This is a genomic window from Thermomicrobiales bacterium, from assembly GCA_037045155.1.
GTDB lineage: Bacteria > Chloroflexota > Chloroflexia > Thermomicrobiales > CFX8 > JAMLIA01.
On record JBAOIG010000005.1, the window covers coordinates 522,977 to 548,225 of the forward strand.

Genomic DNA, 25,249 nt, shown 5'->3' on the forward strand with positions numbered 1-25,249 from the left:
ATCCGTCGCCGCGCCTATCCGATCCGGATCGGGGCCTCGGGGAACTTGTAGCGCACGACATGCTGGCGGATCTGGAGGGCGTAGACGGCGGTCAGCGGGCCGAGCCGGCCGAAGAACATCGTCGCGCAGAGGACGAGCTTGGCCGCGCCGGAGAGGTGCGGCGTAATGCCGGTCGTGACGCCGACGGTCGCGATCGCGCTCATCGTCTCGAACATAATGTCGATGAACGGCACATCGCCGCCGGTGAGGTGTTCGCTGATGACGACGCCGAGCGTGGCGATGAAGTGCGCCATGAACATGATCGCGATCACTGCCATCGAGCGAAAGACCAGCGCCGTTGGAATGCGCCGGCCGAATACCTGCGTCTCCATCTGGCCACGCACGGTCGAGAACACCGCCAGGCCAACGACGCCGACTGTCGTCAGCTTCACGCCGCCCGCCGTCGAGCCAGACGCCCCGCCGACGAACATGATCGCCACCCAGGCAAACAGGGTGATACTCGTCGCCTGATGGAAGCTGACTGAGGCGAAGCCGGCGGTCCGTGCCGAGACACTCTGGAACAGCGCCACCAACGGCCGGTCAATCAACGGCACGCCGACCAGCGACGCGTTCCATTCTGCGCCGAGAAACACGCCAGCGCCGATCACCAGCATCAGCACATTCACGATCAGAATGATCTTCGTCTCCAGCAACAGGCGCTTGAATCGCCGCCGAAGGGCGATATCGGCGAAGAAGAGATACGAGAGCGATCCCGCCTGAATGAGGATCATCAACATCACGTTGACGACATATGACTCCCGATAGTCTGAGATCGAGCGAAAGCCACCCTGCAGGTCAAAGCCCGCGTTACAAAACGCGGCGATCGAGTGGAAGATCCCTTGCCAGATCGCGATGTGGAGTGGCCGATCGAAGGCGAAGCGGGTTGCCAGCACCACCGCGCCGATGGCTTCCATCACCAGGGTGAATCGGACGATCCGGCCGGATAGCTCGGCCGCTTCGCGGAGCGAGAGCGTCGGCGCGCCATCCTGGAGCAGCAACGTATCGCGCAAGCTGCCGACGCCACGCTGGAGCGCCCGCAGCAGCAGGCTGGCCCCGACCATGAATCCCAGCCCGCCGACCTGGATCAGAGCGAGAATGAGGAACTGCCCGCCGAAGTTCCAGTGATCGCGAGTATCAACGACGATCAACCCGGTAACGCAGGTGGCGGAGACCGCAGTGAACAGCGCGTCAATGAACGGCGTCCACTCGCCAGTGCGGCTGAACCACGGCAGGCTGAGTAGCGCGCCACCGCCAACGACGAGAGCCAGGAGCCCGAGCGCGAACATCTTGGCATGGTTGCGGACGTTCGGCACAGACGGCCGCTCTGGCGGGGGGGGGAGCTCGATGACCTGGGTGGCCTGCAACCTTCGGCGGATGATCCGGTCACCGGGGCGGCGCGTTGGCTGGCCGCTCATCAGGCCAGCTCACGCCCCGGATGCATGAACTTGTAGATCTCGATATCCGGGCCTACGAGCAAGAGCTCGTCCCCCGTCTGGATGCGCTCCTCGAAGTGCGGCATCACGACCGCCCGCCGGCCACGCTTGATCATCAGCAGGTTGAGCTGCGCATGCTGCGACGTGCCCAGCTCGGCGATCGTGTGGCCGATGAAGTGCGGCGGCGCAACGACCTTTGCCACACCGGACGACTCAGTCAGCGAAATGTAGTCGTTGATGTTGCGGACGCCGAGCGAGTGGGCCAGCCGCGAGCCGGCCTCCGCCTCTGGATAGACGACACGATCCGCGCCGATGCGCTCCAACAGCTCACCATGTAGCCGGGTGCGCGCCTTGGCGACGATCCAGGGAACCTCCAGCCGCTTGAGTAGCAACGTCGCAAGGACACTGCCCTCCAGGCTCTGACCCTGCGCGACGATCGCGACATCGGAGTGGTCGACCGCCAGCGATCGCAGCAACTCCTCGTCAGTGCCGTCGCCCTGGGCGGCCAGCGCGACGAAGTTCGCCACGTCGGCGACACGTCGCTCGTCGATATCGACGGCGGTGACCTCGTAGCCGAGGTCGTGGAGCTCGCGGGCGAGGCTCATTCCGAATCGACCGAGCCCGATAATCGCCACCCGCTCGGGCTGAAGCGTTGTCGCGTTTGCCATACGTGTCACCTGGATACTGTCGAATTGTCTCGCGCCGACGATCCCCCAGACCAACCGACGCGTCGCGCTAGTGTACTCAACACAGTGGCCGGCCGGGAATACTGAAGCAACCAGCACGTGGCCATGGTCGCGTTCACTATAATGCCGCCACGGCGCGGGCAGGCCGTCGATCACCGATCCCGGGCCGACCGAGAGGATCTAGCAGCGTGCTTTTTGGCCTGCGGCTTCGCCGCGCTGATGACGAGCGGGCAATCCCCAACGATGCTCCGCTCATCGCGGCGGCGCAGGCAGGTGATCTCGCGGCGTTCAACATGCTAGTCGCCCGCCACGAGCATGTGGTCTACGCAGTCGCTCTTCGTCACGTCCGATCGCCCGAATCAGCGCAAGACATCACCCAGGACGCCTTTCTGCGCGCGTGGCAGGCACTCGATACGTTTCGCAACGAGCATCCCGGCGGATTCCGTGCCTGGATTCTGCGAATCGCCGCCAACCGCGCTCTCGATTCACTCCGCGCGGGCGCGCGGCGTCCGGTGGAGTCACTCGACGCGCGCCGGGAGCGCGATGACAGCGCCTGGGAACCGGAGTCGACCGACGAGGATGCCTTCGATCTCGCTAGCCGCAGCGAGCTCTCTCGCACGCTGGAACGAGCACTCGCGCAACTCCAGCCCGACCAGCGTCTCGCGATCGTGCTCAGCGACATCCACGGATACCCCTACGACGAAATCGCCGAGATCAGCGGCGTTCCGCTCGGGACGGTCAAATCGCGGATCAACCGCGGACGCGCGCGGCTCCGCGAGATCCTGGTGGCTGATGAGGCGGGTCGGGAACTTCTTGGCCGGCCGCAACGTCAGGAAAGCAGAGATCATGATGAGTGACCAGGCGCGCCGTCGCACGCCAGCGGGCATTCGTCTCAGCTCGGAATCGATCACCGCAGGATGGATGAGAGGGATGCCGTGAGCGACCAGCGCCCGCCCACGTTGCGGCGTCCAATGGATCATATCGACGCGGAGACGATCGCCGTCTGGCTTGACACCCCCGAAGACCTGACGCCCGAGGAACGCGCAGCGATCGAGCAGCACCTGTTGAGTTGCGAGGAATGCCAGCAGGTTGCCGACGAGCTTCGCGTGATTGTCGCCGCCATGAGCAACCTGCCAGACATTGCGCTGCCACGTTCGTTCTCGCTGTCAGGCGATCTCGCCCGACAAGGGCCAGCCGGAGCCCGCGAGCCAACGCTGCTCGTGCCAGTTAGCCGCTGGCATGAGCGGCAGATACGCGCGCTGCGTTGGGCGACTGCTGCCGCGGCGGTTTTGTTTGTGCTTGTTCTGGGCGTCGATCTGGTAACGACTCGAATCGACCGGCCAGTCACGGGCGATCTGGCGGCAACGACATCCGCCGAATCGGCCGGCGTGGCTGGTGGCGCGGCGCCGGCCGAGGTGACCGAAGAGACGATGGCAGCAAAGGCCGGGTCCCAGGCGACGCCTGTGGCGTCTCCCGCCGCCGACGTCGCAGCAGCCGAGGCTCAGTCCGTCTCCACGGAGCCGACCAACGGTCGCGAGTCAGCGACGCTCCATACTGCGCCGCCCCGAGAGGCACAGTTGCGCGCGATCGAGTTCGGGCTGGTGACCATCTTCGTCGTGCTCCTCGGGCTGATGATCGCGCTCCCACGGCTCCGCCAACGACGGTGGAACCGTTCCTGACCTGCCGGCGTCATATCAACAGAAGCCCATCGTCATTGATCGGAAGGACAGGAGCATGCCATGAGATCATCATTCGCGAAAGGGACTTATTTCGTAGCGGGGGTGCTGGTTGCGGTTGCGGTTGTCGCCGCCGTCGCGATCGGCGCCTGGGATCATGACGGGAGTCGAGCAACGGCCATTCAGACCGATACGACCCGGACGATCAACGTCAGCGGCGAGGGGATCGTTTCGGTAACTCCCGACGTTGCCGTCCTCAACCTCGGCGTCAACATACGCGACCCGCAACTGGCAACCGCCCAGAGCAATGCCACGACGGCAATGAACTCGGTGCGTGACGCGCTGAAGCGAGCCGGCATCGCCGATAAAGACGTTCAGACCACCAACTACTCGGTCTACGTCGAGCAGGACTACAACCAGCCCAACCAGCCGATCATCGGCTACAACGTCACGCAAATGGTGACCGTCAAGGTGCGCGAGATCGGCAAGGCGGGCGAGGTCATCCAGACTGCGGTCGATGCCGGGGCCAACCAGGTCAATGGCATCTGGTTCACGCTCGAGGACACGTCGAGCGCCGTCCGTCAGGCGCGTGAGCTCGCTGTCACCGATGCCCGCTCCCGCGCGGAACATCTGGCCAGCCTGTCCAACGCAACCCTCGGATCCGTCCTGACCATCAGCGAGGGGACGTCAGCCTCCGGCGCGCCGATGCCATACCCCGCCGCCGCCGCGGAGAAGGGTGGAGGCGCTCCGTCGCTCGACCCCGGCACGCTGCAGGTGGTCGTGACCGTGTCGGTCAGCTATGTGATGCAGTAGTCAGTTGTGCTCCCGGCGCTGTACAGCGCCGGGAGCATGCTGCCGGATCATCCAGCCCTCAGCACGCTAAACGTCTCCGCGAACCCAATTCCCCATGGCGCGCCAACAGCCACGGCGCGCTCGCGCCAACTGTTCCGCAAGGCATCGGGGTCGCTGGTTTGCGAGCGATGCTCCAGCCGCGCGGTGATCTTCCGTTCCAGGGTCGTTGAGATGTCCACGACGGTTGAGGGGGCGAGCGTCCCAAAAAGCCAGACCTGCTCGACGGCGTGCGGCTCCAGCCCGGCGGCAATCTGCTCGGGAAAGTACAGGTGATCGCGTGCCATCGGGTAGACGGCGTCAAGCACAACCCGGCCAGTAACACGATGATCGCGATGCGCAAGATACGGCGGGTATGGATGCTCTGGATCGTGGGTGAAGACGACGGTGGGGCGGATCTCCCGAAGCAGCCGCACTACCGCGCCGCGTAGCGCCGGCCCATCCTCCAACTCGCCATCGCGTCCCTCGAGGAAGCGCACGTCGGAGATCGCCAGCATCCGGGCGGCTGCCGCCTGTTCGGCACGTCGGATCGAAGCGATCTGCTCGGGCCGCGCCGTACGGTCAGGCGACCCTTTCTCGCCGGCCGTCAATAGCGCCAGCGCGACGTCGCAACCACGCTCGACGAGCAACGCCAGCGTCCCACCGCACCACGACTCGATATCGTCAGGGTGCGCGCAGATCGCGAGCACACGACTCGCGATTGGCAACTCGGCATCCTGCCAGATCGGGGATTGCACGCGTCCCATCTCCTCATCTTCGCTGGACGATGATATCGCGGAACGCGCATCGGCCGGGGCGAATTGCCCCGGCCGATGTTTGAGGTGGGGGTGGGGTTAAGGAGGGTAAGAGCGAAGGGTGCGGCGGTCGAGGCATATCGACCGCCGCGTGCGTTGTTATGTGCTGGCCGGCCGGGTGCCGAGTGTCACCTTCACGGTGGTCGTCTGGCCGGACGTGCCGCGGGCAACCGTCAGCTCGACTGAGTCACCCGGCTTGTGCTGGAACAGCAGGTCCTGCAGCGAGGTGGTCTGACTGATCTGCTCACCATCGATCGCGGTGATGATGTCGCCCTTTTGAATTCCGGCTGTCGCGGCCGGCCCGCCAACCTGAAGATCGGCGACATAGGCGCCATGATCGACCGGCAGGTTCTGGGCAGCGGCCAACTGCGGATTGATCAGCGTGTAGGAGATGCCGAGGAACGGCCGGACAACCTTGCCATTCTCAATGAGCTGGCGGGCGATGTCCTTGACGGTGTTGCTCGGGATCGCGAAGCCGAGTCCCTCGGCTGTCACCCCAGGCTCGGCCTGGCGAACGACGGCGGTATTGACCCCGACGACCTGGCCCTGCATGTTCAGCAATGGCCCACCGGAGTTGCCGGGATTAATCGGCGCGTCGTGCTGGATCATGTTCTCCATCCCGGAGCCGCCCTGCGAATCGAGCGAGCGGCCGAGGCCGGAGACGATTCCTTGCGTCACGGTGTTGGTGTACTCACCGAGCGCGCTACCGATCGCGACAACCGCTTCGCCAACACGCAACGAGCTGGAATCGCCGAGCGAGACGGTGGCCGGTACCGGATCCTGGATCTTGATCACGGCGAGATCGCTCACCGAATCGGTGCCGACCAGCTTCGCCGGGATCTCGGTGCCGTCGAGGAAAATGACGCTCAGGCTATCACTGCCTTCAACGACGTGGTTGTTTGTAATGACATAACCGTCAGTGCTGACGATGAAGCCGGTGCCACTGCCGGCCGGTTGCAGCTGGCTGGTCGTCTGACCAAAGCCGGCGAACGTCTGCTTGTTGATGACCGTCACAACCGCCTTATTGACGACATCGACCATGTCGGCGATGTTGTTGTAGGGCATGCCGGGTGATGTCGCGACCAGGAACGGATAGGCGCCATCGGTTGCGGGAGATGCCTTCGCGCTGGTCGCCTCAACCTTCGTGCTGGTCGTGTTCGCCGTCGCGCCGGTCGAGGATGACCCGACGCCCGACGTCGACGTCGCAGTTGCCAGAACAGCCGTGCCGTTGTTGGAGCTGCTCGACCCGGTCGAGCAAGCGCCGAGCACGCCGATCGACAGCGCCATGACGACGACCATCAGCAGATATGAGAGCGAAAACCGTCTCTGGGGTTGCATAGCGTTCGTTTCCCTTCCTTCAGCCGCGCCACGGACGCGATCCAGCGTGTGGCATCATCGGCTCGACCGACCGGAGACGTCCCCCGGGGCAGAGCCGGGAATTCTCTGGCCTCAGTGTCGGGCATCAGTCTGAGGCATCGGTGAAGACGACCTGAAAGATCGCTGAAATCACACACATTGTTATGCAACCGCCAGCCAACGAACCTGGTCGCGCCTTCGCCACCGACTTCGCAACGGATGTGCCAGCAGCCATCCGGTTGAGCCGGCGCGCGCTGCTCGCGGCCGGGGTAGGGCTTCTGGCCAGCGCGTGCCTGCCGCAGGGCAACGAGATCGGCGAGGCACCCGTCCTCTCGACCGACGCGTATCCCGATGGCACGCTGCTGATGTCCGCAGCAGGTGTTGCTGGCCGGCTGGATGACCCGACGCTGCGCCTCATCGACTGTTCGTCGGCGCGATCGTATCGCCAGAGCCACCTGCCGGGCGCGTCGCACGTCTGGTGGCAAGACACGATCGAAATCCATAATGACATCTACGGAATGCTGACCGGCGCGGATGGGCGGCAGCGGCTTATCCGCGATGCCGGGATCATGCCCGACTCCTCCGTCGTCTGCTATGACCGATCCGGCGGCGTCTGGGCCAGCCGGGTTATCTGGATGCTGCATGCCAGCGGGTTCACCCATGCCCGGCTGCTCGACGGCGGCAAACAGGCGTGGGACGCGGCCGCCCTGATAGCCGGTAACAGGCAGGCCAATCACAGACAGGGCGGGATCGATATTCGCCAGAACGAAAGCGTCGTGGCCCATGGCCGCGACCTCGCGACGTGGCTTGAGCGGGATGATCTGGCGATTCTTGATACGCGCACAGCAGCGGAGCGCCGGGAGACATGGTTCGATCGGCTGCGCCTGGGGACAATCCCCAATAGCCACTGGCTGCCGCGCGAGACGTTCCTTACGATAGGCGATAGTCCGGCACTCATCGCCCCGGATGCCTTGCGCGAACAACTCGCGACGGCAGGTGTGCCGGCAGATATCCCTGAGATCGTCGTCTTCGGGCTGCACGGCACGCTGGCCTGCCTTCCATACATTGCGCTTCGGGCACTGGGAGTGTCGCGTGTCCGCGTTTACGACGGCTCATGGGCGGAGTGGGGCGCCAACAGGGATTGGCCGGTGGCCCCGCTCTGAGGCGGATGCTGGCCGGGTTACGGAACAACCAGTAGCATCGGCATTGGGGGAGCGCGCGCGGTTGAGTGAGGATCGGGCATCTACCAGGCTTCAGCAACGGCGGCTGATCGTGACGGCCGTCGCCTTTGCGTTTCCAGTCATGGCCTCGATCGCGCCGCCAACTATCGATGACCTCAGTCCGTGGGGTGTGCGCGTCCTCTCGGTGGTTATCGCCGGGCTGATCCTCTGGATGTCGGAGGCGATGCCGATCGCGGCGACATCACTCGGGGTCGTCGCGATGCTGGCGCTGGTCGGCCCCGGCACGAGCGACGAGGCACTGAAGACGGCGCTGGCTGGTTTCGAGTCCCCGGCGCCCTATTTCCTGCTCTGCGCGCTGGCGCTCGGCGCCGCAACGGTCAAAACCGGGCTCGCTCGCCGGCTGGCTCAGATGCTGGTTCGCGGCGCGCGCGGGAGCGGCCGGCGACTCTACGCCCAGATGATGGCGATGATGCCGCCGATGGCGGTGCTGGTTCCATCGGCGCTGACACGCACCGCGATGCTGATCCCGACCTACGAGTCGGTCTTTCAGACCCACAGGATCCGCCGCGGCCACCCATTGCCGCGTCTGGTCATGATTGGGACGGCGATTCTTCAGCCACTCGCATCGACCGCCGTACTGACCGGCGGGGCAGTGCCGGTGGTTGCATCATCGCTCGTCGGCGGCATGTCCTGGGCTCACTGGTTCGTCCTCATGTCGGTGCCGATGTACACCATTCTGATCATCGTGGGCATTTCCCTGTTTCTGCTCTACCGGCCGGGTGAGCTTCCGGCGGCAATCGGCGAAGGCGGCGCATCGACGCCGGCGTTGTCACCGATGAGCGCGGCCGAGTGGCGCGGACTGGTGATCATCGGCGCGACGACAACGCTCTGGCTGACCGACTTCATCCATCACCTCAACCCAGCCGTTCCGGCGCTGATAGGCGCGACCGCCCTGTTCCTGCCGCTCGTCGGCGTCTTGCGCTGGGAAGACTTCGAAGAGGGGTCGCCATGGGTGATCTTCCTGGTCACCGCCAGCTCCCTCTCGCTCGCCTCGGCCCTCAATCAGAGTGGCGCGGCGGCGTGGGTCGCGGCGACCATCGTCGATCAAGTGCCGCTGGAGACGTTCGCGCTGGTGCCACAACTGCTGGTGTTGATGGCAATCGTTGCGGTTGTCAACGCAATTCTTCCGAACCGCACAGCCGTGCTGGGCATCACGATCCCACTATTGATGTCGCTGGCCGGCCCGCTCGGCCTGAATCCGGTCGTGGTCGGGCTGATGGCGCCGATCATCTCGCAGACGACGATCTTCTACCCCGTCCAGCTCGCGACGGCGCTGATCACCTACCGCACGCGGCATTACGCGGCGGGGGAGTTGGCGCGCGCAGGAGTCATCCTGACAATCGCCAGCGTCACGACGATTCTGCTCGTGGCCTTGCCCTGGTGGGGGCTGATGGGGGAGTCCGTCCGTCCCTGACCGGCGCGGGGTGCTCGCTTCGCGGACCGCGCTGTGACAGATCAATCAGTTCGGTGTTGTGATGGTCGCGCCGTCCCAGGTATCGACATAATCGAGGAACCGGCGGATATACGGGGTCAGCTCCTCGGTCGTCGGGATGCCGTCGACCCGGGCCAGCTGGCGCTGAAATGGATGAGAGGATGGCTCGAGCGCCTGTACGGCGGCGTGAAGCTCGACGCGCGTGTGATTGCCGTCTGGCGCAGCGTGGACGAGTAGTGCGCGCTGGAAGCCGCCCGATGCCCAGCGCACAACGACCTGCGCTCCGCCGGACTGATCGTCGGTCGCAATCGTGACCGGGTGCCGCCAGCCGTTGCTGGCAGCCGCCGCGGCGACTGCGAGAACGCCGGCCAACTCTCGTTGACTACCGTCGGGCTGGCGCTCTGGCTGCGGGCCGGCGAACACCGCGGTTTCCCGTCGCAGACCGGTGCGACGCTCATATCCGGCGCGGATACTGGTGTTACGCCAGAGGGCAACGCCGCCGATCAGAATCGTCGCGTGGAGCAACCCGATGACGGCGCTGAAGATCGGTGTCTGGCGCGAGTAGATCGTCTCCCAGTCGCCAGATATACCACCGAGCGCGTCGAGCAGCGGATAGAACACCAGCGAATTGAGCAGGCTGAACGCGCCGAAGACGAACAACAGATAGCGCACCGCGACGTTGCCCGGCCGGAACCAGGCCCAGGCGATAGCGCCAAGGCCGAGGACGACGTTGACCACCGTCCCGGCTACGGCGATCCATGCAAGCTGGATCGGCGTGTAGTAGCCGGTGTGCTCGACGTACCCATAGTAGAGATAGAAGCCCCAGCCAACGATCTGGCCGCCGAACGCCTTCACCATGACCGCGTGACCGAGCTCGTGGAGGATCACGCTCAACGGGACGAGGACAAACAACGCCAGCCGGGTCAGGCGCTGCCGCTCGTCCATCGTCAGGCGATCGTCGAACAGCGCCTGGCGATTACGGACGACATCGACCAACGCCGCGCCGCCAATGACAGCGAGCATCAGCGTCAGAATAGGCGTGCCACCATCGAACACAGTGTAAGACCCCTCATTATCCCGCGAACATGCCAGCCGCCCGCCAGTGCCGTCATTCTACCGGTTGGCCGAGACACGATCGCGGCACGCGATATGCGTAGTTGTCGATATTGACGATGCCGTCAGGGGCGTAGAACAGAAGCCTGCAACCTCTCGAACCCAGGGGAGGAGGTCTCCGATGTTGTTTCCCGATTATCAGAAGTCACTGACCGACCTCATGCACAAGGACCACTACACACCAGACGAGCTTGCGCAGCTGCTCGATGTCAGTCCGGAGGTGATCCGGCACGAGGTGCGCGTTGGCCGTCTGAAGGCGTACACCATCGAGCACCGTGTGATCGATATCCGAAGAGTCGATGCGCTCGACTGGCTTCATCGTCGTCATGCAGAGATGTCATCGATGCTCGAGCCAGCGACGGAGAAGCCGCGCGCCGGCGAGTAGCAATCCTCGCGAGGTCCTCCGGGCCGGGGTGTGGCTAGGTCGTTACGATCGCCGCTCCGGCCGCGCGAAGCGCGTCGACCGTCTCGGCAACGATACGCGGGACGATCTCGTTCACCGGCAGGATGGCGTCGATCATCCCGACGCTCTGGCCGGCCATTGCAACGAGCTCGTACTGGCGGCCAGCAACGGCGGCAATGGCGATCTCGCGACGCATCTCTTCGGTATCGAGCGTACCGGCACGCCAGGCCGCCTGCACACGCTCGGCAAACGGAGTGCGAATCACCGAGGGCACCGTTGCGTAATCGCCAGGCGCGGGAGGGAAGATCGCGTTCCAGGCGTCCAGCTTCATGATGTCGCCCGGGCCGGCGGCGACGATCATCTCCTTCCAGCCTTCCGCGATCTCCGCCTCACGCGATGCGAGAAAGCGAGTCCCCAGGTTCACGCCCTGCGCGCCGAGCGACAGCGCCGCGGCGACGCCACGACCATCGGCAATCCCGCCGGCCGCAACAACCGGCACCGGCCAGACAGCGTCGACCACCAACGGCACGAGCTCCAGCGTCGAGATCATGCCGGTGTTGCCGCCCGACTCGGTTCCCTGGGCCACGATGATGTCTACTCCGTTTCTGGCCGCATGCACCGCCGCGCGGACGGTGACCACCTGCTGAATGACGACCGCGCCAGCCGCGTGGGCGCGGGCCACAAGGTCGCCGGGGTCGCCAAGGGCGAAGGAGATGACGGCCGGCCGCGCATCGAGCGTCGACTGAAACGCTTCCTCGTCGAAGATCGTCAACCCGTGGTTGACGGCGAAGGAGCCGTTTGTGCGCTCGTGGGCCGCCTCGATCTCGTCGCGCAGCGTGTCGGCGCTCATCCTCAGCGCGGCGATACTCCCCAGGATGCCGGAGTTCGATGCCGCCGCCGCCAGTCGGCCTGTTGCCGCGCCCCCCATCGGCGCCTGAATGATCGGCGCGTCGATCTTCAGCAGATCACACAGTGGTGTGCGGAGCATGTCACCCCCCAGACTATCGCCGGCCAACGCCACGGCGAATTACAGCGTGAAGAACCGATAGTAGTCGGCGCCGGAGAGATTCGCCCGCAGCGCCTCGCCATCAACAACGGTGTCGAATCGAATACGATCGTAGGCATAATCGCCTGACCGGATAGCGAACGAGCCATCCGGCAGCGGGTCCAGCGGTTGATCGCCCTCGAAGCCGTCCGGCGGCTCCGGAAAGAGCAGGAAGAGCCGCCCTTCGCGCGAGACAACGCGGAAATCGGACGCCCACGGGTTGTGCGAGCGGTAATGGCCGGGGTAGGCGCGCAACTCCTCCGGCAGCGCGGCCGTCTCCGGCGCATCCAATCCCTCGCGATGGAACACATCGCCGCCGTGGGTCAGCGCCACGGCGCGACCGTCCTCGACTTGAGCGCGAACCCAGATATGAGCGAGCGCAGGGTCTTCGGCGCGAAATGCGGCCGGACCCAGCGGAAGGAGTGGCGCACGCTGGCCATCGGCCACCAGCGACAGCCGGTTGCCCGAGACAACGATCTCCCAGGCGCGATCGCCAGAACGGTAGACACCGGCGAACTGTTCCGCATCGGGGACTGCGTCGGGGTCCGGCTCGTCGGGGAGGGACGGCAAATCGCGGCCATCGTGCGCGGCAGCCAGTACAGCGACGGCGTCGGTGGCAATCCGCAACGGCGCGCCGGGGCCGTTGACCATCACGACCGCGCCAACTCCGCGTTCGACATCGCCAAACATCGCCGACACGTAGCCGACCATGCCACCAGTGTGACCGAGCAGCCGCTGGCCGTCCTGCTCGAACGTCATGAGCCCGTAGCCATACCAGCGGCCGGAGCCGGGCGACATCTCGATGACCGGCCGGGTCAGCAGGGCGAAGCTCTCCTCGGAGAGGATCCGGCCGGCCGAGCCAGACCCGCGATTGAGCAGCATCCGCAGCCAGGCGGTCAGGTCGGCAGCGGTCGAGACGATGCAGCCGTCGCCAGTGTTCGTTTCCAGCCAACTGGCCGGCGCGAGCGGGTCGCCTGGGCGATGCGGTCGGTCCGTATCGCGATAGACGTGACCGGTCGCCAGTCGCGGCCGGTTGGCATTGGCGATCACCGCCATGGTGTCGCGCATCCCAAGCGGGTCGAGCAGACGCTCGCGGACAATCTCAGCGTACGGTTTGCCCTCCAACCGCTCCAGCAGCAGGCCAAGCGCCTTGTAGCCGAGGTTGGAGTAGTGGAACGCCTCGCCGGGTGCATGGGCGACGTGGAGATCACGCGCCGCCCAGACCTCATACCGAGGATCCGGCGCGAAGTCAGTCCCACCGGTCAGCCCCGAGGTGTGGCTGAGCAGGTGGTGGGTGGCGATCGGCGGGTAATCGGATTGCACCGCGAACCACGGCAGGTAGTCGGTCACCGGCGCGTCGAGGTCGAGCCGGCCTTCCTCGCGCAGTTGCAGGAGCGCGACGGCGGTGAACGACTTGCCGATCGACCCGAATTCGAACAGATGAGAAGCGCGTAGCGCCGCGCCGCCCGCCGCATCAGCCAGGCCGGCCGTCGCGACACCAAGCAACTGGTCGCGCGTCGTCAGCGCAAGCGCGATGCCCGGCTCGGTGTCATGGCCCAGCCGCTTGTTGACGAATGCGTCGATTCTGCCGAGCGCTGCGTCCAGCCCAGTATCAATCCAGCTCACCCATTCCCCCGTTCCCACTCCCTGTCTTCTGCCGGCCACGATACACGCTACCGCAACAGAGGGGAACACCGTGCTTCAGGTGAGAATTGGCGAGCAGGCCCGATGATCCACGCGCATCAGCCGATCGGCGCTGGAACCGGAGCCTTGTCGGCGTAGCGCCAGCGATAGTAGTGCTGCCCGATATTGCCGGCCTCGACCTGCCAGCCGGCCGGGTTGTCGGGCGTGTAGGTCAGGCAGCGACGCTCGAAGCACTGGATCAGCACGTCGCGATCTACCCCCGCCAGCTTCACCCTTGCCCAGTACGCCTCAGTGATCGGATAGCCAGTCGCGTAGAACGGGTCCTGGAACAGCTTGCCCTGAACCACTTTGCCGCCGTCGAGCACGAGGCCGCTGGAATTCATGAACTCCCAGAAGACCGACGCCACCTGGTGGTCGATACCCCAGACCTGGACCCGATGACCGGCAGTGACGCCGTGCTTGGCCAGCTGCGCATCATGCGTGGTGCGGCCCTCGCGCCAGACACGGGTCGTCAGGGTCTGACCATCTGTCGCGGGCCGAGCGCCAAGGAGCATGCCGAACGTCGCGTAGGTTGGCGCAACCGGGTTGACTGCGTCACCCGCGACAGGGATCTGGGCTGGCTCCCAACTCCAGTACTTGTTATCGCCGACCTGCACCTTACCGGTGATCAGCTCCCTGGCCAGCAGCCCGTTGGTGACGTACCAGGCGGAATCCGGCGACACTGTCGGGTCGCTGGAGATCTCCATCCGCGACTTGTCGAAGTACTGGACGATGCGCTTCCCGCCCTTCGCCTCCGCGTAGGGCTCGACAACGCCGCCGCTGTATCCGGCTGGCCCCCACATCCAGGTACGGCTGACGGCTAGATCGGAGACAGGCTGGTCGGTCCGCGCCCAGGTTCGCTGGAAGGAAGGGTTCCAGATCGGCGACCCGGTGCTGGCGGCGGCGGAGACGAGCGGGAACGCGAAGAGCATCAATAAGCAGGAGAATCAGCGCAGGTCGGAATCGCACAGTTCGATACCCTCAAGACGATCAATCGCGGCAGACATCAGTGACGGCGGGACTTCCCGGCCCCGCCGTCGATCAGAAGTATTCCCCGCCAGACTGACGCCTGCCGACCCTGACCTGCCAGGGCACGCCGGTTGCCAGACGCACGAACCATCGACCAACGGCCGGCCGGGGGACGGACGAGGAGACCAGGCTCGACCTTGCTCGGCGCGCCTCCCGGCCGGAAATCGAGATTTGCGCACCCGAGCGCGCAGTGGTAATTCGTTGTAGAATTCACAATTCGAGGAGTGTCGACGCGCAGGGCCGTCGGGGCGACGTGCGCTTTCCGCGCTTCGGCCAGCAAACCGGGCCGTCCGATGGGGGTCGGATCATGGCCGCGGCAGAGGCTGGGCCAACGAGCCGTCGATACCCACGTCAGGCCGACGAGAGGCATCTGGCGCACCGCCAGGCACGGGTTGCGCGGCGGTGGGCGATGACCATCTATTGGCTCGTTCAATCTCTGGGAGGCATACCGGTTATGGTGGAATCCGCACCTTCAGCTGCTGCCCAGGCCCGCCCGGTGACGATCGGCGTGCCGAAGGAGATCGTCGAGGGCGAGCGCCGAGTCGCGCTTATCCCCGACGCTGTCAAGAAGTATGTGGCCGCCGGCCACACGGTCCTCGTCCAGTCTCGCGCGGGCCTCGAGGCAGCCCACACCGACGACGCCTATGCGGCGGCGGGCGCGACAGTCGTCCCAGACGCTGCCGCGGTCTACGGTCAGGCCGACCTGATTCTGAAGATCCAGAAGCCGGAGCCGGAGGAGGTCGCGCTGCTACGGAAGGGCAGCACCCTTCTGGCGATGCTCCAGCCGCTGGTCAACCACGACCTCGTCAGCGCGCTAGCCGCGCGCGGGGTGACGGCGGTTTCGATGGACGCTATCCCGCGGACAACGCGCGCCCAATCGATGGACGTGCTCTCCGCGATGAGCACGCTCGGCGGCTACAAGGCAGTACTGCTGGCAGCCGACAACATGCCGAAGATCTTCCCGATGCTGATGACTGCCGCCGGCACAATCGCGCCTGCCAAGGTGCTGATTGTCGGCGCGGGCGTTGCCGGCCTGCAGGCGATTGCGACCGCCCGTCGCCTCGGCGCTGTCGTCGAGGCGTATGACACTCGTCCGGTCGTCAAGGAGCAGGTCGAGTCGCTCGGGGGCAAGTTCGTCGAGGTCGACATGACCGGCATCGAGGCGCAGACGCAGGACACGGGCGGCTACGCGCGCGAGGCATCGCCGGAGCTGCTGCGCCGTCAGCAGGAGACGATGGCCAACCGCGCCGCGCGTTCGGACGTTGTCATCACAACCGCGCTTGTCCCGGGCCGGGCAGCGCCGAAGCTGATCATGGCCGACACGGTGGCCAGAATGCAGCCGGGCTCTGTGATCGTCGATATGGCGGCCGAGACCGGCGGCAACTGCGAGCTGACCGTCCCCGGCGAGGTCATCACAACTCCGAACGGCGTGACAATCGTCGGCCTGACGAACCTGCCGAGCACGCTGCCATTCCACGCCAGCCAGATGTACTCCAAGAACCTGCAGAATCTCCTGGCGATCATGTTGACCAAGCAGGGCACGTTGAACATGAACTTCGCCGACGACATCATCAAGGGCACGACGATCACGATGAACGGCGAGGTTGTCCACGAGGCCACGAAGAACGCAATGGCGCCGCGCAGCTAGCGTACGTGACCGGAAACCGGTCGTAGGGGTAGGAGAGGTAGAGCGTCATGAGTGGAGAGCAGGCGGATGGATAACGAGGTCATCCTCGGGATATACGTGTTTCTGCTGGCGATTCTGCTGGGGGTCGAGGTCATCGGCAAGGTGCCGTCGACGCTGCACACACCGCTGATGTCGGCAACGAACGCGATCCACGGGATCGTGCTTCTCGGCGCGATGATCGTGCTCGGCTGGGCCGACCAGTGGTGGCTGCAAGCCATCGGGTTCCTCGCGGTCATCCTCGGCGCGGCCAACGTATTCGGTGGCTTCGTCGTCACTGACCGGATGCTGGAGATGTTCAAGCGCAAGCCGGGCGCTGGATCGGCGGGGCAGAAGCGATGATCGACCTGTTCACCACGCGCGACGGGCTGATCGGTCTCGCCTATCTCGTCGCCGCGTTCCTGTTCGTTCTCGGTCTGCGCTACATGTCGAGCCCGACATCGGCGCGACAGGGCAATCAGATCGCCGCGGTCGGCATGGGAATCGCCGTGCTGGCAACCTTCTTCCTCCACGACGAGCATGGCGTCGGGATGTCGATGACCAACGTCGCCCTGATCATCGTCGCCATCGCGATCGGTGGAGTCGCCTCGGCCTACCCATCGCGCAAGGTGCCGATGACGGCGATGCCGCAGATGGTCGCGATCTTCAACGGCATGGGTGGCGCGACGGCGGCGTTAGTCGCCATCGGCGAGTTCATGCATCTCAGCGATGACCTCAGCCGCGGACAGACCGTCTCGGTCGTTCTCGGCGTCATCATCGGTTCGATCTCGTTCTCCGGTAGCGTCATCGCCTTCCTCAAGCTGCAGGAGAAGATCTCCGGCCGGCCGATTATCTGGACCGGTCAGAATGTCATCAACGCGGTCGTCGCGCTCGGCATCGCCGTGCTCGGTGTCGCGGTCGCTGGCGGCTTCGTCGAAGGCAGCACTGCCAAGCTGATGCTGCTGGCCGTCTTCGCCCTTGCGCTGCTGCTCGGGCTGGGAACCGTCCTGCCGATCGGCGGCGCGGACATGCCGGTCGTCATTGCCATCCTGAACTCCTTCACCGGCGTTGCGGCGGCGATCACCGGCTTCCAGCTGTCGAATCAGGCGCTGATCGTGGCCGGCGCGCTTGTCGGCGCATCCGGCGCGTTCCTGACGCTGCTGATGGCCCGCGCAATGAACCGCTCGGTTTCCAACGTGCTGTTCGGAGCGTTCGGCGCGCACCACACCACCGGCGCCGCCGTTGGCGCAGGTGGCGACGCACTGCCGATCCGCGAGATCACCGCCGAGGACGCGGCGATCCCGTTGGCCTACGCCGAGCGTGTCATCATCGTGCCGGGCTACGGCCTCGCCGTCGCCCAGGCTCAGCAACAGGTTCGCGAGCTGGCCGACATGCTGAAGGAGCGCGGCGTGGATGTGCGATACGCGATCCACCCGGTGGCCGGCCGTATGCCTGGCCACATGAACGTGCTCCTCGCCGAGGCCAACGTCGCCTACGACGATCTCTACGAGATGGAGCAGATCAACGACGACTTCGCCAACACCGACGTCGCGCTGGTCATCGGCGCGAACGACGTTACCAACCCGGCGGCGCGCAGCGACACGAGCAGCCCGATCTACGGGATGCCGATCCTGAACGTCGACCAGGCGAAGAACATCATCGTCCTCAAGCGCAGCATGAGCTCCGGCTTCGCCGGCATCGAGAACATGCTGTTCCACGACCCGAAGACCTCGATGCTCTTCGGCGACGCCCGCGCCTCGCTCAGCAAGCTGATCGAGGCAGTCAAGGCAGCATAGCGGCCAGGAGACTGGATGCGGGACGCGGGCGGGGGAGTGATCCTCCGCCCGCGTTGGTGTTGGGGACCTCACCCCCCCTGCCCCCTCTCCCGCGGGGAGAGGGGGCAGGGGGTGAGGTCCAGTTGCGGTACAGTACCCCCGAAAACGCCGTGACGCGGCGTGGGGAAGCAGAGAGAGGGGAGATTCACAATGGCAGGACGGTATCTCATTCGCGGCGGTGTGCTGATCGACGGCACCGGCACGGACCCGATCGTTGACGGCGCGGTGCTGGTCGAGGGGGACAAGATCGTCGAGGTCGGGCCAGCCAGCGCGATATCGGCCGGCCGCGCCGAGGTGATCAACGCCAAGGGCCGCACGATCATGCCGGGCATGATCGACACCCACATCCATATCGGCTCGGACGGCAGCCCGAACCCGATGCGTCGGCTCAAGGAGACGAACGCATACGCCGCGATCAAGTCGGTTGTCCACGCCAAGGCGCTGCTGGAGGCCGGATTCACTGCCGTCCGCGACGCCGGCGCGCACGGCTACACGAACATCGCTATCCGTGACGCGATCAACGCCGGACTCGTCGTCGGCCCACGAATGCGCGCGCCCGGCTACGGCCTGACCAGCACCGGCGGCCACGGCGATAGCTACTACAAGCCCGAGGTCCACATCGACAACGCCGGCCTGGTTGACGGCCCGGATGAAGTGCGTCGAACAACCCGCCTGATGCTGAAGATGGGCGCGGACTGCATCAAGTTCGTCTCGGCCACCGGCGGCGTCATGTCGGACGGCGACGAGCCGGCCGTGCCGCAGTTCACCGTCGAAGAGATGGCAGCCGGCATCCACGAGGCCAGGATGCACGGCGTCTACACCTTCGCCCACGCCCAGGGCAACCAGGGAATCAAGAACGCGATCAACGCGGGTATCAACAGCATCGAGCATGGCTTCTGGATCGACGACGAAGCTGCCCAGATGATGATCGACAACAACGTCTACTTCGTCCCGACGCTCAACGCCGTCTACCAGATCGTTGAGTACGGCGAAGAGGCGGGCATCCCGGTCTATGCCGTGCGCAAGGCTCGCGCCGCACAGGAGGCGCACCTGGAGAGCTTCGCCCGCGCCTACAAGGCCGGCGTCAAGATCGCGATGGGGACCGACGCGGGCACCCCGTTCAATCGGCAGGGCGAGAACGCGATCGAGGTCGATCTGATGTGCCGGGCCGGCATGAAGGCGATGGACGCCATCGTCGCGACAACGAAGACGGCCGCCGAGCTCCTGCAATGGGGCGACAAGACCGGCACGCTCGAAGCCGGCAAGTGGGCCGATCTGATCCTGGTCGACGGCGACCCGCTGGACAACGTCGCCATCCTCCGCCAGCCGGCCAGCATCTCGTTCGTCATGAAGGGCGGAGAGGTCGCCTCCAACAGGCTGTAAGACGATCTACGCAAAGGGCGAGGCGACATGAGCGCCTCGTCCTTTCTTGTCTGCATAGCAACCCATCCGTAGGGCCGACTCTACTCCTGCGAAGTGGCCCGCGTCGCCCCCAGGATCTGGTCGCGCAGCCAGGCATCCGTTCCGGCCAGATGCGCGAGGATCTGGCGGATGTGCCACTCGCCCTCGGGCGCGATGTAGAGCAGTTCATCCGAAATGCCGACGAGGTGGCTCTCCAGGACGCCGCGCGCGCGCCAGGCGAGTCCGAGCAGTCGCTGGGCCTCGGTCGGCGCGCGGCCGACCTGCTCGCGCCACTTGAGGATGTGGGCGGTGTGCTCGCGCTCGTGGTGGGCGAAGCGCATCAGTCGGAACCGCACGTCGGTCGGGCGCTGAAACCAGACCGTCGGCGCGGCGAGGGCATCGTCCGGCAGGCCGGCCAGCGCCGCGAGCGCCGCTTCCCGGGCCGCGTCGAACCGGAGGATGAAGTCATCCAGCGTGCCGTCGAGCTGAGTATCAACCGACGGCGGCAGGACATCATCCGATGGTCGCTCGTAGGCTCTGCCAGCCCGGAAGAGCTCAACCGAGTGCAGCGTCTGGACCCGATATGAATGCTCGCTGTTGATGACATGGGCCAGCGTCCGGCGCAGTGGCCATTCCCCCTCCGGCGCGAGGTCGAGATCGGCGTCATTCAGCCCGACCAGCGCGGCCAGCAGATCGCCGCGGGTCATTTCAGCGCGAGCCAGGATGCGCTGGGCCGTCGTCTGGCGAAAGCCCGACTCAATCAGCCGCGTCTGGACCGAGAGCTCGTGCTCCTCCTCATGGTCGGCGAAGCGCAGGAACATGAAGCGGACATCCACCGGCCCGCCGGCCCAGGTTGTCTCGTCGCCCATGCGTTCGGCTGGGATGCCATCCAGTTGGTCGAAGATGGCGCGGCGATGAGCGCGGTTCTCGGCGAGCAGGTCACGAGCCTCGGACATGATGCCTCCTGAGAATGGGCAGCCCCTCGACGGTGCGAGGGGCTGCGGGCTGAGATCAGTGTATTCGGGTAGGGATGCTCAGTCCTTGCGGTGCTTCTTCGGCGGCACGCCGTAGCCGAGGAGGCGGCTCGGGTTCGGCATCGGGCCGACCGGCACCTCGATCAGAGCCGGACCGTCCTGCTTGAACGCCTCTGCGATCGCGTCCTGCAGGCCGTCTGGTGTCTCGGTTCGCACGCTGAACATGCCAAACGACTCGGCGAGCTTGACGAAGTCGGGGTTCAGCAGATCACTCGCGATCGTCCGACCACGGTAGTTCTCCTGCTGGATGCGCTTGACGTTGCCGAAGGCGTTGTCGTTGAAGACGACCGTCGTCAGCGGGATCTTGTGCAGGACGGCGGTCGAGAGCTCCTGGACGTTGTACATGAAGCCGCCATCGCCGTTGATCGAGACGACGCGCTTGTCCGGGTTGCCGGCCTGCGCGCCAAGCGCGGTGGCGAAGCCGTAGCCGAGCGTGCCCTGGTAGCCCGAGGTCACGTAGGTGCGCGGCTCGTAGACCGGGAAGCCGTTGCTCGACCAGTAGCCAACCTGGGTGCTCTCAGCAACGAGGATACCATCGTCCGGCAGTGCCGCCCGAACCGCGCCGGCAAAGGCAGCCTGCGGCTGGAGCTCGTGGAGCACGTCGTCGATCCGCGCCTTGAGCGCGTTCAGCTCATCCTCGCGCGAGTCGCGCTTGGAGTTGTACTTGCCGGTGCGCTCGACGAGCGCGGCCAGGCCAGCCTTGGCGTTGGCGACGATCCCGATCGTCGGCTCGTAGGTGCGACCGATCTCCTCGGGGTCGACGTCCATCTGGATCAATGTCCAGTCGGTGTCGGTGCCCCACTGCCCAAGCGGTTGCGACATGCGCGTGCCAACGCCGAGGATGACGTCGGCGTCCTTCCACAGATCGCGGCCGACGAGCATGTTCTGTCCGAGGTAGTGACGGGATGAGACCGCGCCGCGGCCGTTGCTCGACATCACAACCGGCGCTTCGAGCATCTCGGCCAGGGCCAGCAGCTCTTCGGTCGCGTCCATCACGCCGCCGCCGACGAAGATGACCGGCTTCTTGGCGCCGCCGAGCGCCTTGGCGGCAGCTTCGAGCTTGTCCGGGTCACCGGTCGAGGTCTCGATCTCGGCCGGGTCGAGCAGCGTCATCTCGGCGAGCTTGCCCATGATGTCCGGTGACATCTCCAGGTGGACCGGGCGCGGCCGGCCGGAGAGCATGCGCTGGAACGCCTCGCGAACGAGCGCGGGGGCATCCTCGGGCTTCTCGGCCCGCGCTGCCCACTTGGTGACCGAGGCCATCATCTCCAGCTGGTGCGGGATCTCGTGCAGAACCCCACGGCCGACGCCGATCAGGTCGGACTGAATCTGCCCGGCGATGCAGAGCACCGGCGAGTTCGTCGCATAAGCGGTCGAGAGGCCGGCAGTCGCGTTCAACAGGCCCGGGCCCGGGACGACCAGGCAGACACCAGGCTTGCCGGTTGTTCGCGCATAGCCATCGGCCATGTACGACGTCGCCTGCTCGTGGCGGGTGTGATAGAGCTTGATACTGTCCTGCTCGTCGTAGAGCGCGTCGAAGATGTTGTCAAGCTGGACGCCCGGCAGGACGAACATCGTGTCGACGCCATGTTTCTTCAGGGACTGGACGATCGCCTGTCCCCCGGTCAGCTGTGCCACCCTGGCTCCTTCTCTCCTCCGGCCGCGACGCGCGCGGTCTCAACCCTGCCGGTTCGATTCAATTGAAACGGCCAAACTATATTGTATGCGATTTCACGAAATACTGATACCACGCATGCTGCGCATCAGAAATGCTGATTCGGCGACGAGGCACAGCGCGGACGCAGGAAACCAGCATCTGGAGCGCCGCAATCGCAGCGCGGATACGCTCAGCCGAGATGCAGCCAGGTTCCGATGAAATAGCAGACGACGGTGATCCCGAGCATCACGAGCATGAGCAGGATCGAGAAGACGATCCAGGTGATACCCCAGCGCGCCAGCCCTGCATTCGACTCCGAGGTTGGACCGGGGACGAGGAACTCGTCCTTCGCGGCCGGCCGTGGGTGGCCCGCATCCGCTGTGGCTTCGTCGGTAGCCTCCGGCATCGGTTCGCCGTCCGGCGTGCTCGTGCTCATGGCCTCCCTGCCCCTGGCCGCCCCAGCAGACGAGCCACTGGTAATCTTGCCACGAGCTCCGGCATTATCCGGCCAGCCAGGCGTCGAGCGAGCCAGCCACCGCGACGGTGCGATCACCCGGCGTCCGAGCGATGATATCCGCATCGGACAACGCGGCGAGAATCGCCGCGCCTAGCGCGCCGCCGAGGTGCGGCCGGCGCTCCGTCCAGTCGGTGCAGCCATAGGCGTGCATCCGGTGCGCCGCCTCGGCAGCTTCCACATCGACGTCTCGCGCGGCCAGCGCCTGCCGGCCGGCGTCCGTTAGCTGGTAGTGAACACGGCGTCCATCGTCCCGATTGACCTCCAGCCAGCCACGCCTCAGTAGCTCGTCCATGAGGCGAACACCAAGCACCCCGGCCAGGTGGTCGTAACAGGTGCGAGCCTGGCGCATCGGCGTGTCGTTACGGACGAGCCGGCTGGCCTGGGCACTACGAGGCGGTAGAGTGTCGATCATCATCGTGTCCTTTCCGGGATCATCACGTCCAACCTGGATCAGCATACGTCGTGCTCCGCTCTGCGGGAAGACACATCCTGCCCGGGTAAGTCAGCTCGATCACGGTCGCGGATGCCTCGAAGCAACGTGCGATAGAATGCGGGACGGCGGTGGAGTCCGCCAGGGTGGCGATGCCGCCCGAACCGCGAACGCGCCAATGACTCCTGCCCCAGCTGATGCCGGGCCAGGGGTTTTTTGTTTCGCGCAAACGACGTAAGGGAAATCACGGCGATGGCTGCGATCTGGGTGGCACTTGGCGGAGCGATCGGCGCAGTGAGCCGTTACCTGCTGTCCGGGTGGATCAATACATCGTTGGGGCCGGGACCATTCGCGATCTTCGTCGTCAACATCTCCGGCGCATTCCTCATCGGCTTCATCACGACGCTCACTCAGGATCGCTTTATCATCGATCCGCATCATCGCGTATTCATTACGGTCGGCATTCTCGGCGGCTACACGACGTTTTCGACCTGGACATATGAGACGATGCAATTGATCCAGAACGGCGAATACCTGCGCGCCGGGCTGAACAGCGGAGGATCACTGGTCGTCGGTCTGGTGGCCGTCTATCTCGGCATTATCGCCGCGCGGCTGATTTGATGACTGACGCGGAGGAGGCAACGGCCATGAAGATTCAGGGGCCGGGCAAGTGGCTACGGGTGTACATCGGTGAGTCGGATCGCTGGCAGGGCAAGCCGCTATTTCAGGCGATCGTCGAAATGTTGCGCCGCGAAGGGGTGGCCGGCGCGACGGTTCTGCGAGGAATCGAGGGGTTTGGCGCGCACTCACGCATCCACACCGCGCGTATCCTGCGGCTGTCGGAGGATCTGCCGCTGGTGATCGATGTCGTCGACAGCGCCGAACGCATCGAACGCATCCTGCCAATGCTCGACGACATGGTGAACGAGGGGCTGATTACTGTTATCGATGTTGAGATCGTAAAGTACCGGCATCGCGATGGCGAACCGGGAGATGATTGAGAGAGATAATGAGCACGGAACGCGGCGTCGTCGACGCCTTTATTGAGATTCCGATGGGGAGCCGCAACAAATACGAGTTCGATGAGGGGTCCGGTCAGTTCCGGCTGGATCGCGTGCTCTACTCGTCGGTCCACTACCCGACCGACTATGGGTTCATCGCCCACACGCTCGCGCCGGATGGCGATCATCTCGACATCCTCGTCGTCGTCCACGAGCCGACCTTCCCCGGCTGCGTCGTCGAGGCGCGCCCCATCGGCGGGCTGGACATGTCCGATGAGAAGGGCAGCGATTTCAAGGTGCTGGCCGTGCCGACCGGAGACCCACGCTTCGACCACGTCCACACGCTGCGTGATATGGCCCCGCACACCCTGCTCGAGATCGAGGCGTTCTTCGCCACCTACAAGCTGCTGGAGCCGAAAGACACGGAAGTGCTCGGTTGGCACGAGGTAGACGAAGCCTGGGAGATGATCGAACGATCGCGCGAGACGTGGGCGGCCGCCCGGGTGGCGCGCAACGGATGACGGCGCGGCGCGGGCAGACGGTCGAGGAGCGGGCGGAGGCGCGCTACCGCGATGCCGCCGGGGTCGTCTTCCGCCGGCTACGGGCCGACCGCGGCTGGTCGCTCCGCGAGTTTGGCGAGCGTGTCGGCATCGCGCACACCTCGCTCTATGCCGTCGAGCGAAATGACGCGATCCCCAGCGTCTCGACGCTGGCCGCTGTCGCGGAAGCCTGCGACCTTACGCTGCCGGCCATCCTGTCGCTGATCATCGATGAGCTGTCGCGAGATCACCCGGCTTCCAACCGTGACCATGCGCTCGCGAGTGTCGTCGAGTCCGCAGCGAGGCTGACCGACGCGCAGCGCCGCGAGCTGGCCGGCTTCGCCGATTATCTGCAGTATCGGGACCGCGCGGACGGCAAACCGTAGAGCCGCG

The 25,249-nt window shown here is 65.4% G+C and carries 26 protein-coding genes and 1 riboswitch; of the genes, 14 read left to right on the plus strand and 12 right to left on the minus strand.

Translation table 11 applies throughout. From position 1 onward, the window contains the following. Nucleotides 1–14: 14 nt before the first annotated feature. The gene (locus V9F06_12560) at nt 15–1,454 is read right to left on the minus strand and encodes a potassium transporter TrkG (GenBank protein MEI2618437.1); all 1,440 of its coding nucleotides are present in this window, start codon (nt 1,452–1,454) and stop codon (nt 15–17) included. Beyond that, nucleotides 1,454–2,314, minus strand: coding sequence for an NAD-binding protein (locus tag V9F06_12565; GenBank protein ID MEI2618438.1), 861 nt, complete (start codon nt 2,312–2,314; stop codon nt 1,454–1,456). Before V9F06_12565 ends, V9F06_12560 begins: the two co-directional genes overlap by 1 nt. 32 nt (nt 2,315–2,346) lie before the next feature. On the opposite strand from V9F06_12565, the gene V9F06_12570 reads away from it, so the two are divergent. The 3 genes from V9F06_12570 (at nt 2,347) to V9F06_12580 (ending at nt 4,647) form a co-directional block, all read left to right on the plus strand. Continuing rightward, complete coding sequence (locus tag V9F06_12570; GenBank protein MEI2618439.1) at nt 2,347–3,015, plus strand: sigma-70 family RNA polymerase sigma factor; 669 nt, start codon at nt 2,347–2,349, stop codon at nt 3,013–3,015. A gap of 78 nt (nt 3,016–3,093) precedes the next feature. Continuing rightward, complete coding sequence (locus V9F06_12575) at nt 3,094–3,837, plus strand: zf-HC2 domain-containing protein (protein MEI2618440.1); 744 nt, start codon at nt 3,094–3,096, stop codon at nt 3,835–3,837. Between the two features lie 60 nt (nt 3,838–3,897). Further along, nucleotides 3,898–4,647, plus strand: a complete 750-nt coding sequence (locus tag V9F06_12580; GenBank protein MEI2618441.1) for an SIMPL domain-containing protein — start codon at nt 3,898–3,900, stop codon at nt 4,645–4,647. Nucleotides 4,648–4,694: 47 nt separating this feature from the next. Here the strand turns inward: V9F06_12580 and V9F06_12585 are convergent, their stop codons facing one another. Together V9F06_12585 and V9F06_12590 are read right to left on the minus strand one after the other, a co-directional pair. Further along, entirely contained in the window at nt 4,695–5,420 is a 726-nt protein-coding gene (locus V9F06_12585) for a PIG-L deacetylase family protein (protein MEI2618442.1), read from the minus strand. A gap of 156 nt (nt 5,421–5,576) precedes the next feature. Then, nucleotides 5,577–6,815, minus strand: a complete 1,239-nt coding sequence (locus V9F06_12590; protein ID MEI2618443.1) for a trypsin-like peptidase domain-containing protein — start codon at nt 6,813–6,815, stop codon at nt 5,577–5,579. Nucleotides 6,816–6,997: 182 nt separating this feature from the next. Here V9F06_12590 and V9F06_12595 point away from each other — a divergent pair, with 182 nt between their 5' ends. Both V9F06_12595 and V9F06_12600 read left to right on the plus strand, forming a co-directional pair. Then, the gene (locus tag V9F06_12595; GenBank protein MEI2618444.1) at nt 6,998–7,996 is read left to right on the plus strand and encodes a rhodanese-like domain-containing protein; all 999 of its coding nucleotides are present in this window, start codon (nt 6,998–7,000) and stop codon (nt 7,994–7,996) included. 61 nt (nt 7,997–8,057) lie between these two features. Next, complete coding sequence (locus tag V9F06_12600) at nt 8,058–9,488, plus strand: SLC13 family permease (GenBank protein MEI2618445.1); 1,431 nt, start codon at nt 8,058–8,060, stop codon at nt 9,486–9,488. A 45-nt stretch (nt 9,489–9,533) separates the two neighbouring features. Here the strand turns inward: V9F06_12600 and V9F06_12605 are convergent, their stop codons facing one another. Next, on the minus strand, nt 9,534–10,562 hold the full coding sequence (locus V9F06_12605) for a hypothetical protein (protein ID MEI2618446.1): 1,029 nt from the start codon (nt 10,560–10,562) through the stop codon (nt 9,534–9,536). Nucleotides 10,563–10,740: 178 nt separating this feature from the next. Between V9F06_12605 and V9F06_12610 the strand changes: the two genes are divergently transcribed. Further along, a complete protein-coding gene (locus tag V9F06_12610) occupies nt 10,741–11,004 on the plus strand; it encodes a helix-turn-helix domain-containing protein (GenBank protein MEI2618447.1) in 264 nt (87 codons plus the stop codon). Between the two features lie 34 nt (nt 11,005–11,038). Here V9F06_12610 and V9F06_12615 read toward each other — a convergent pair whose 3' ends face one another. The 3 genes from V9F06_12615 to V9F06_12625 form a co-directional block, all read right to left on the minus strand. After that, nucleotides 11,039–12,010 (minus strand): nitronate monooxygenase, encoded by a 972-nt coding sequence (locus V9F06_12615; protein ID MEI2618448.1) that lies wholly within the window; start codon nt 12,008–12,010, stop codon nt 11,039–11,041. 39 nt (nt 12,011–12,049) lie between these two features. Then, nucleotides 12,050–13,693 carry a serine hydrolase gene (locus V9F06_12620; GenBank protein MEI2618449.1) on the minus strand — a complete coding sequence of 548 codons (1,644 nt, stop codon included), beginning with the start codon at nt 13,691–13,693 and terminating at the stop codon, nt 12,050–12,052. A 116-nt stretch (nt 13,694–13,809) separates the two neighbouring features. After that, nucleotides 13,810–14,682, minus strand: coding sequence for a hypothetical protein (locus V9F06_12625; protein ID MEI2618450.1), 873 nt, complete (start codon nt 14,680–14,682; stop codon nt 13,810–13,812). Nucleotides 14,683–15,233: 551 nt separating this feature from the next. On the opposite strand from V9F06_12625, the gene V9F06_12630 reads away from it, so the two are divergent. The 4 genes from V9F06_12630 to V9F06_12645 all read left to right on the plus strand — a co-directional run bounded on the left by V9F06_12630 (nt 15,234) and on the right by V9F06_12645 (nt 19,660). Beyond that, nucleotides 15,234–16,427 carry a Re/Si-specific NAD(P)(+) transhydrogenase subunit alpha gene (locus V9F06_12630; protein ID MEI2618451.1) on the plus strand — a complete coding sequence of 398 codons (1,194 nt, stop codon included), beginning with the start codon at nt 15,234–15,236 and terminating at the stop codon, nt 16,425–16,427. A gap of 66 nt (nt 16,428–16,493) precedes the next feature. Beyond that, a complete protein-coding gene (locus tag V9F06_12635) occupies nt 16,494–16,805 on the plus strand; it encodes an NAD(P) transhydrogenase subunit alpha (protein MEI2618452.1) in 312 nt (103 codons plus the stop codon). Continuing rightward, nucleotides 16,802–18,238, plus strand: coding sequence for an NAD(P)(+) transhydrogenase (Re/Si-specific) subunit beta (locus tag V9F06_12640; GenBank protein MEI2618453.1), 1,437 nt, complete (start codon nt 16,802–16,804; stop codon nt 18,236–18,238). The genes V9F06_12635 and V9F06_12640 overlap by 4 nt, the downstream gene beginning before the upstream one ends. Nucleotides 18,239–18,427: 189 nt before the next feature. Further along, complete coding sequence (locus V9F06_12645; GenBank protein MEI2618454.1) at nt 18,428–19,660, plus strand: amidohydrolase family protein; 1,233 nt, start codon at nt 18,428–18,430, stop codon at nt 19,658–19,660. 80 nt (nt 19,661–19,740) lie between these two features. Here V9F06_12645 and V9F06_12650 read toward each other — a convergent pair whose 3' ends face one another. The 4 genes from V9F06_12650 to V9F06_12665 all read right to left on the minus strand — a co-directional run bounded on the left by V9F06_12650 (nt 19,741) and on the right by V9F06_12665 (nt 23,343). Beyond that, nucleotides 19,741–20,634: a DinB family protein gene (locus tag V9F06_12650; protein ID MEI2618455.1), complete on the minus strand. Its 894-nt coding sequence runs from the start codon at nt 20,632–20,634 to the stop codon at nt 19,741–19,743. 78 nt (nt 20,635–20,712) lie between these two features. After that, nucleotides 20,713–22,350, minus strand: a complete 1,638-nt coding sequence (locus V9F06_12655) for a thiamine pyrophosphate-dependent enzyme (protein MEI2618456.1) — start codon at nt 22,348–22,350, stop codon at nt 20,713–20,715. Between the two features lie 209 nt (nt 22,351–22,559). Next, nucleotides 22,560–22,805, minus strand: coding sequence for a hypothetical protein (locus V9F06_12660; protein ID MEI2618457.1), 246 nt, complete (start codon nt 22,803–22,805; stop codon nt 22,560–22,562). A gap of 64 nt (nt 22,806–22,869) precedes the next feature. Further along, nucleotides 22,870–23,343, minus strand: a complete 474-nt coding sequence (locus V9F06_12665) for a hypothetical protein (protein ID MEI2618458.1) — start codon at nt 23,341–23,343, stop codon at nt 22,870–22,872. Nucleotides 23,344–23,434: 91 nt separating this feature from the next. Continuing rightward, nucleotides 23,435–23,511: riboswitch (Fluoride riboswitch) on the plus strand. Nucleotides 23,512–23,568: 57 nt separating this feature from the next. Here V9F06_12665 and crcB point away from each other — a divergent pair. The 4 genes from crcB to V9F06_12685 are packed head-to-tail and all read left to right on the plus strand — an operon-like array spanning nt 23,569 to nt 25,242. After that, nucleotides 23,569–23,937, plus strand: coding sequence for a fluoride efflux transporter CrcB (gene crcB, locus V9F06_12670; protein ID MEI2618459.1), 369 nt, complete (start codon nt 23,569–23,571; stop codon nt 23,935–23,937). A gap of 26 nt (nt 23,938–23,963) precedes the next feature. Then, nucleotides 23,964–24,317, plus strand: coding sequence for a DUF190 domain-containing protein (locus V9F06_12675; protein MEI2618460.1), 354 nt, complete (start codon nt 23,964–23,966; stop codon nt 24,315–24,317). Nucleotides 24,318–24,325: 8 nt separating this feature from the next. Beyond that, the gene (locus tag V9F06_12680) at nt 24,326–24,838 is read left to right on the plus strand and encodes an inorganic diphosphatase (protein ID MEI2618461.1); all 513 of its coding nucleotides are present in this window, start codon (nt 24,326–24,328) and stop codon (nt 24,836–24,838) included. Beyond that, a complete protein-coding gene (locus tag V9F06_12685; GenBank protein MEI2618462.1) occupies nt 24,835–25,242 on the plus strand; it encodes a helix-turn-helix transcriptional regulator in 408 nt (135 codons plus the stop codon). The genes V9F06_12680 and V9F06_12685 overlap by 4 nt, the downstream gene beginning before the upstream one ends. Nucleotides 25,243–25,249: the final 7 nt, after the last annotated feature.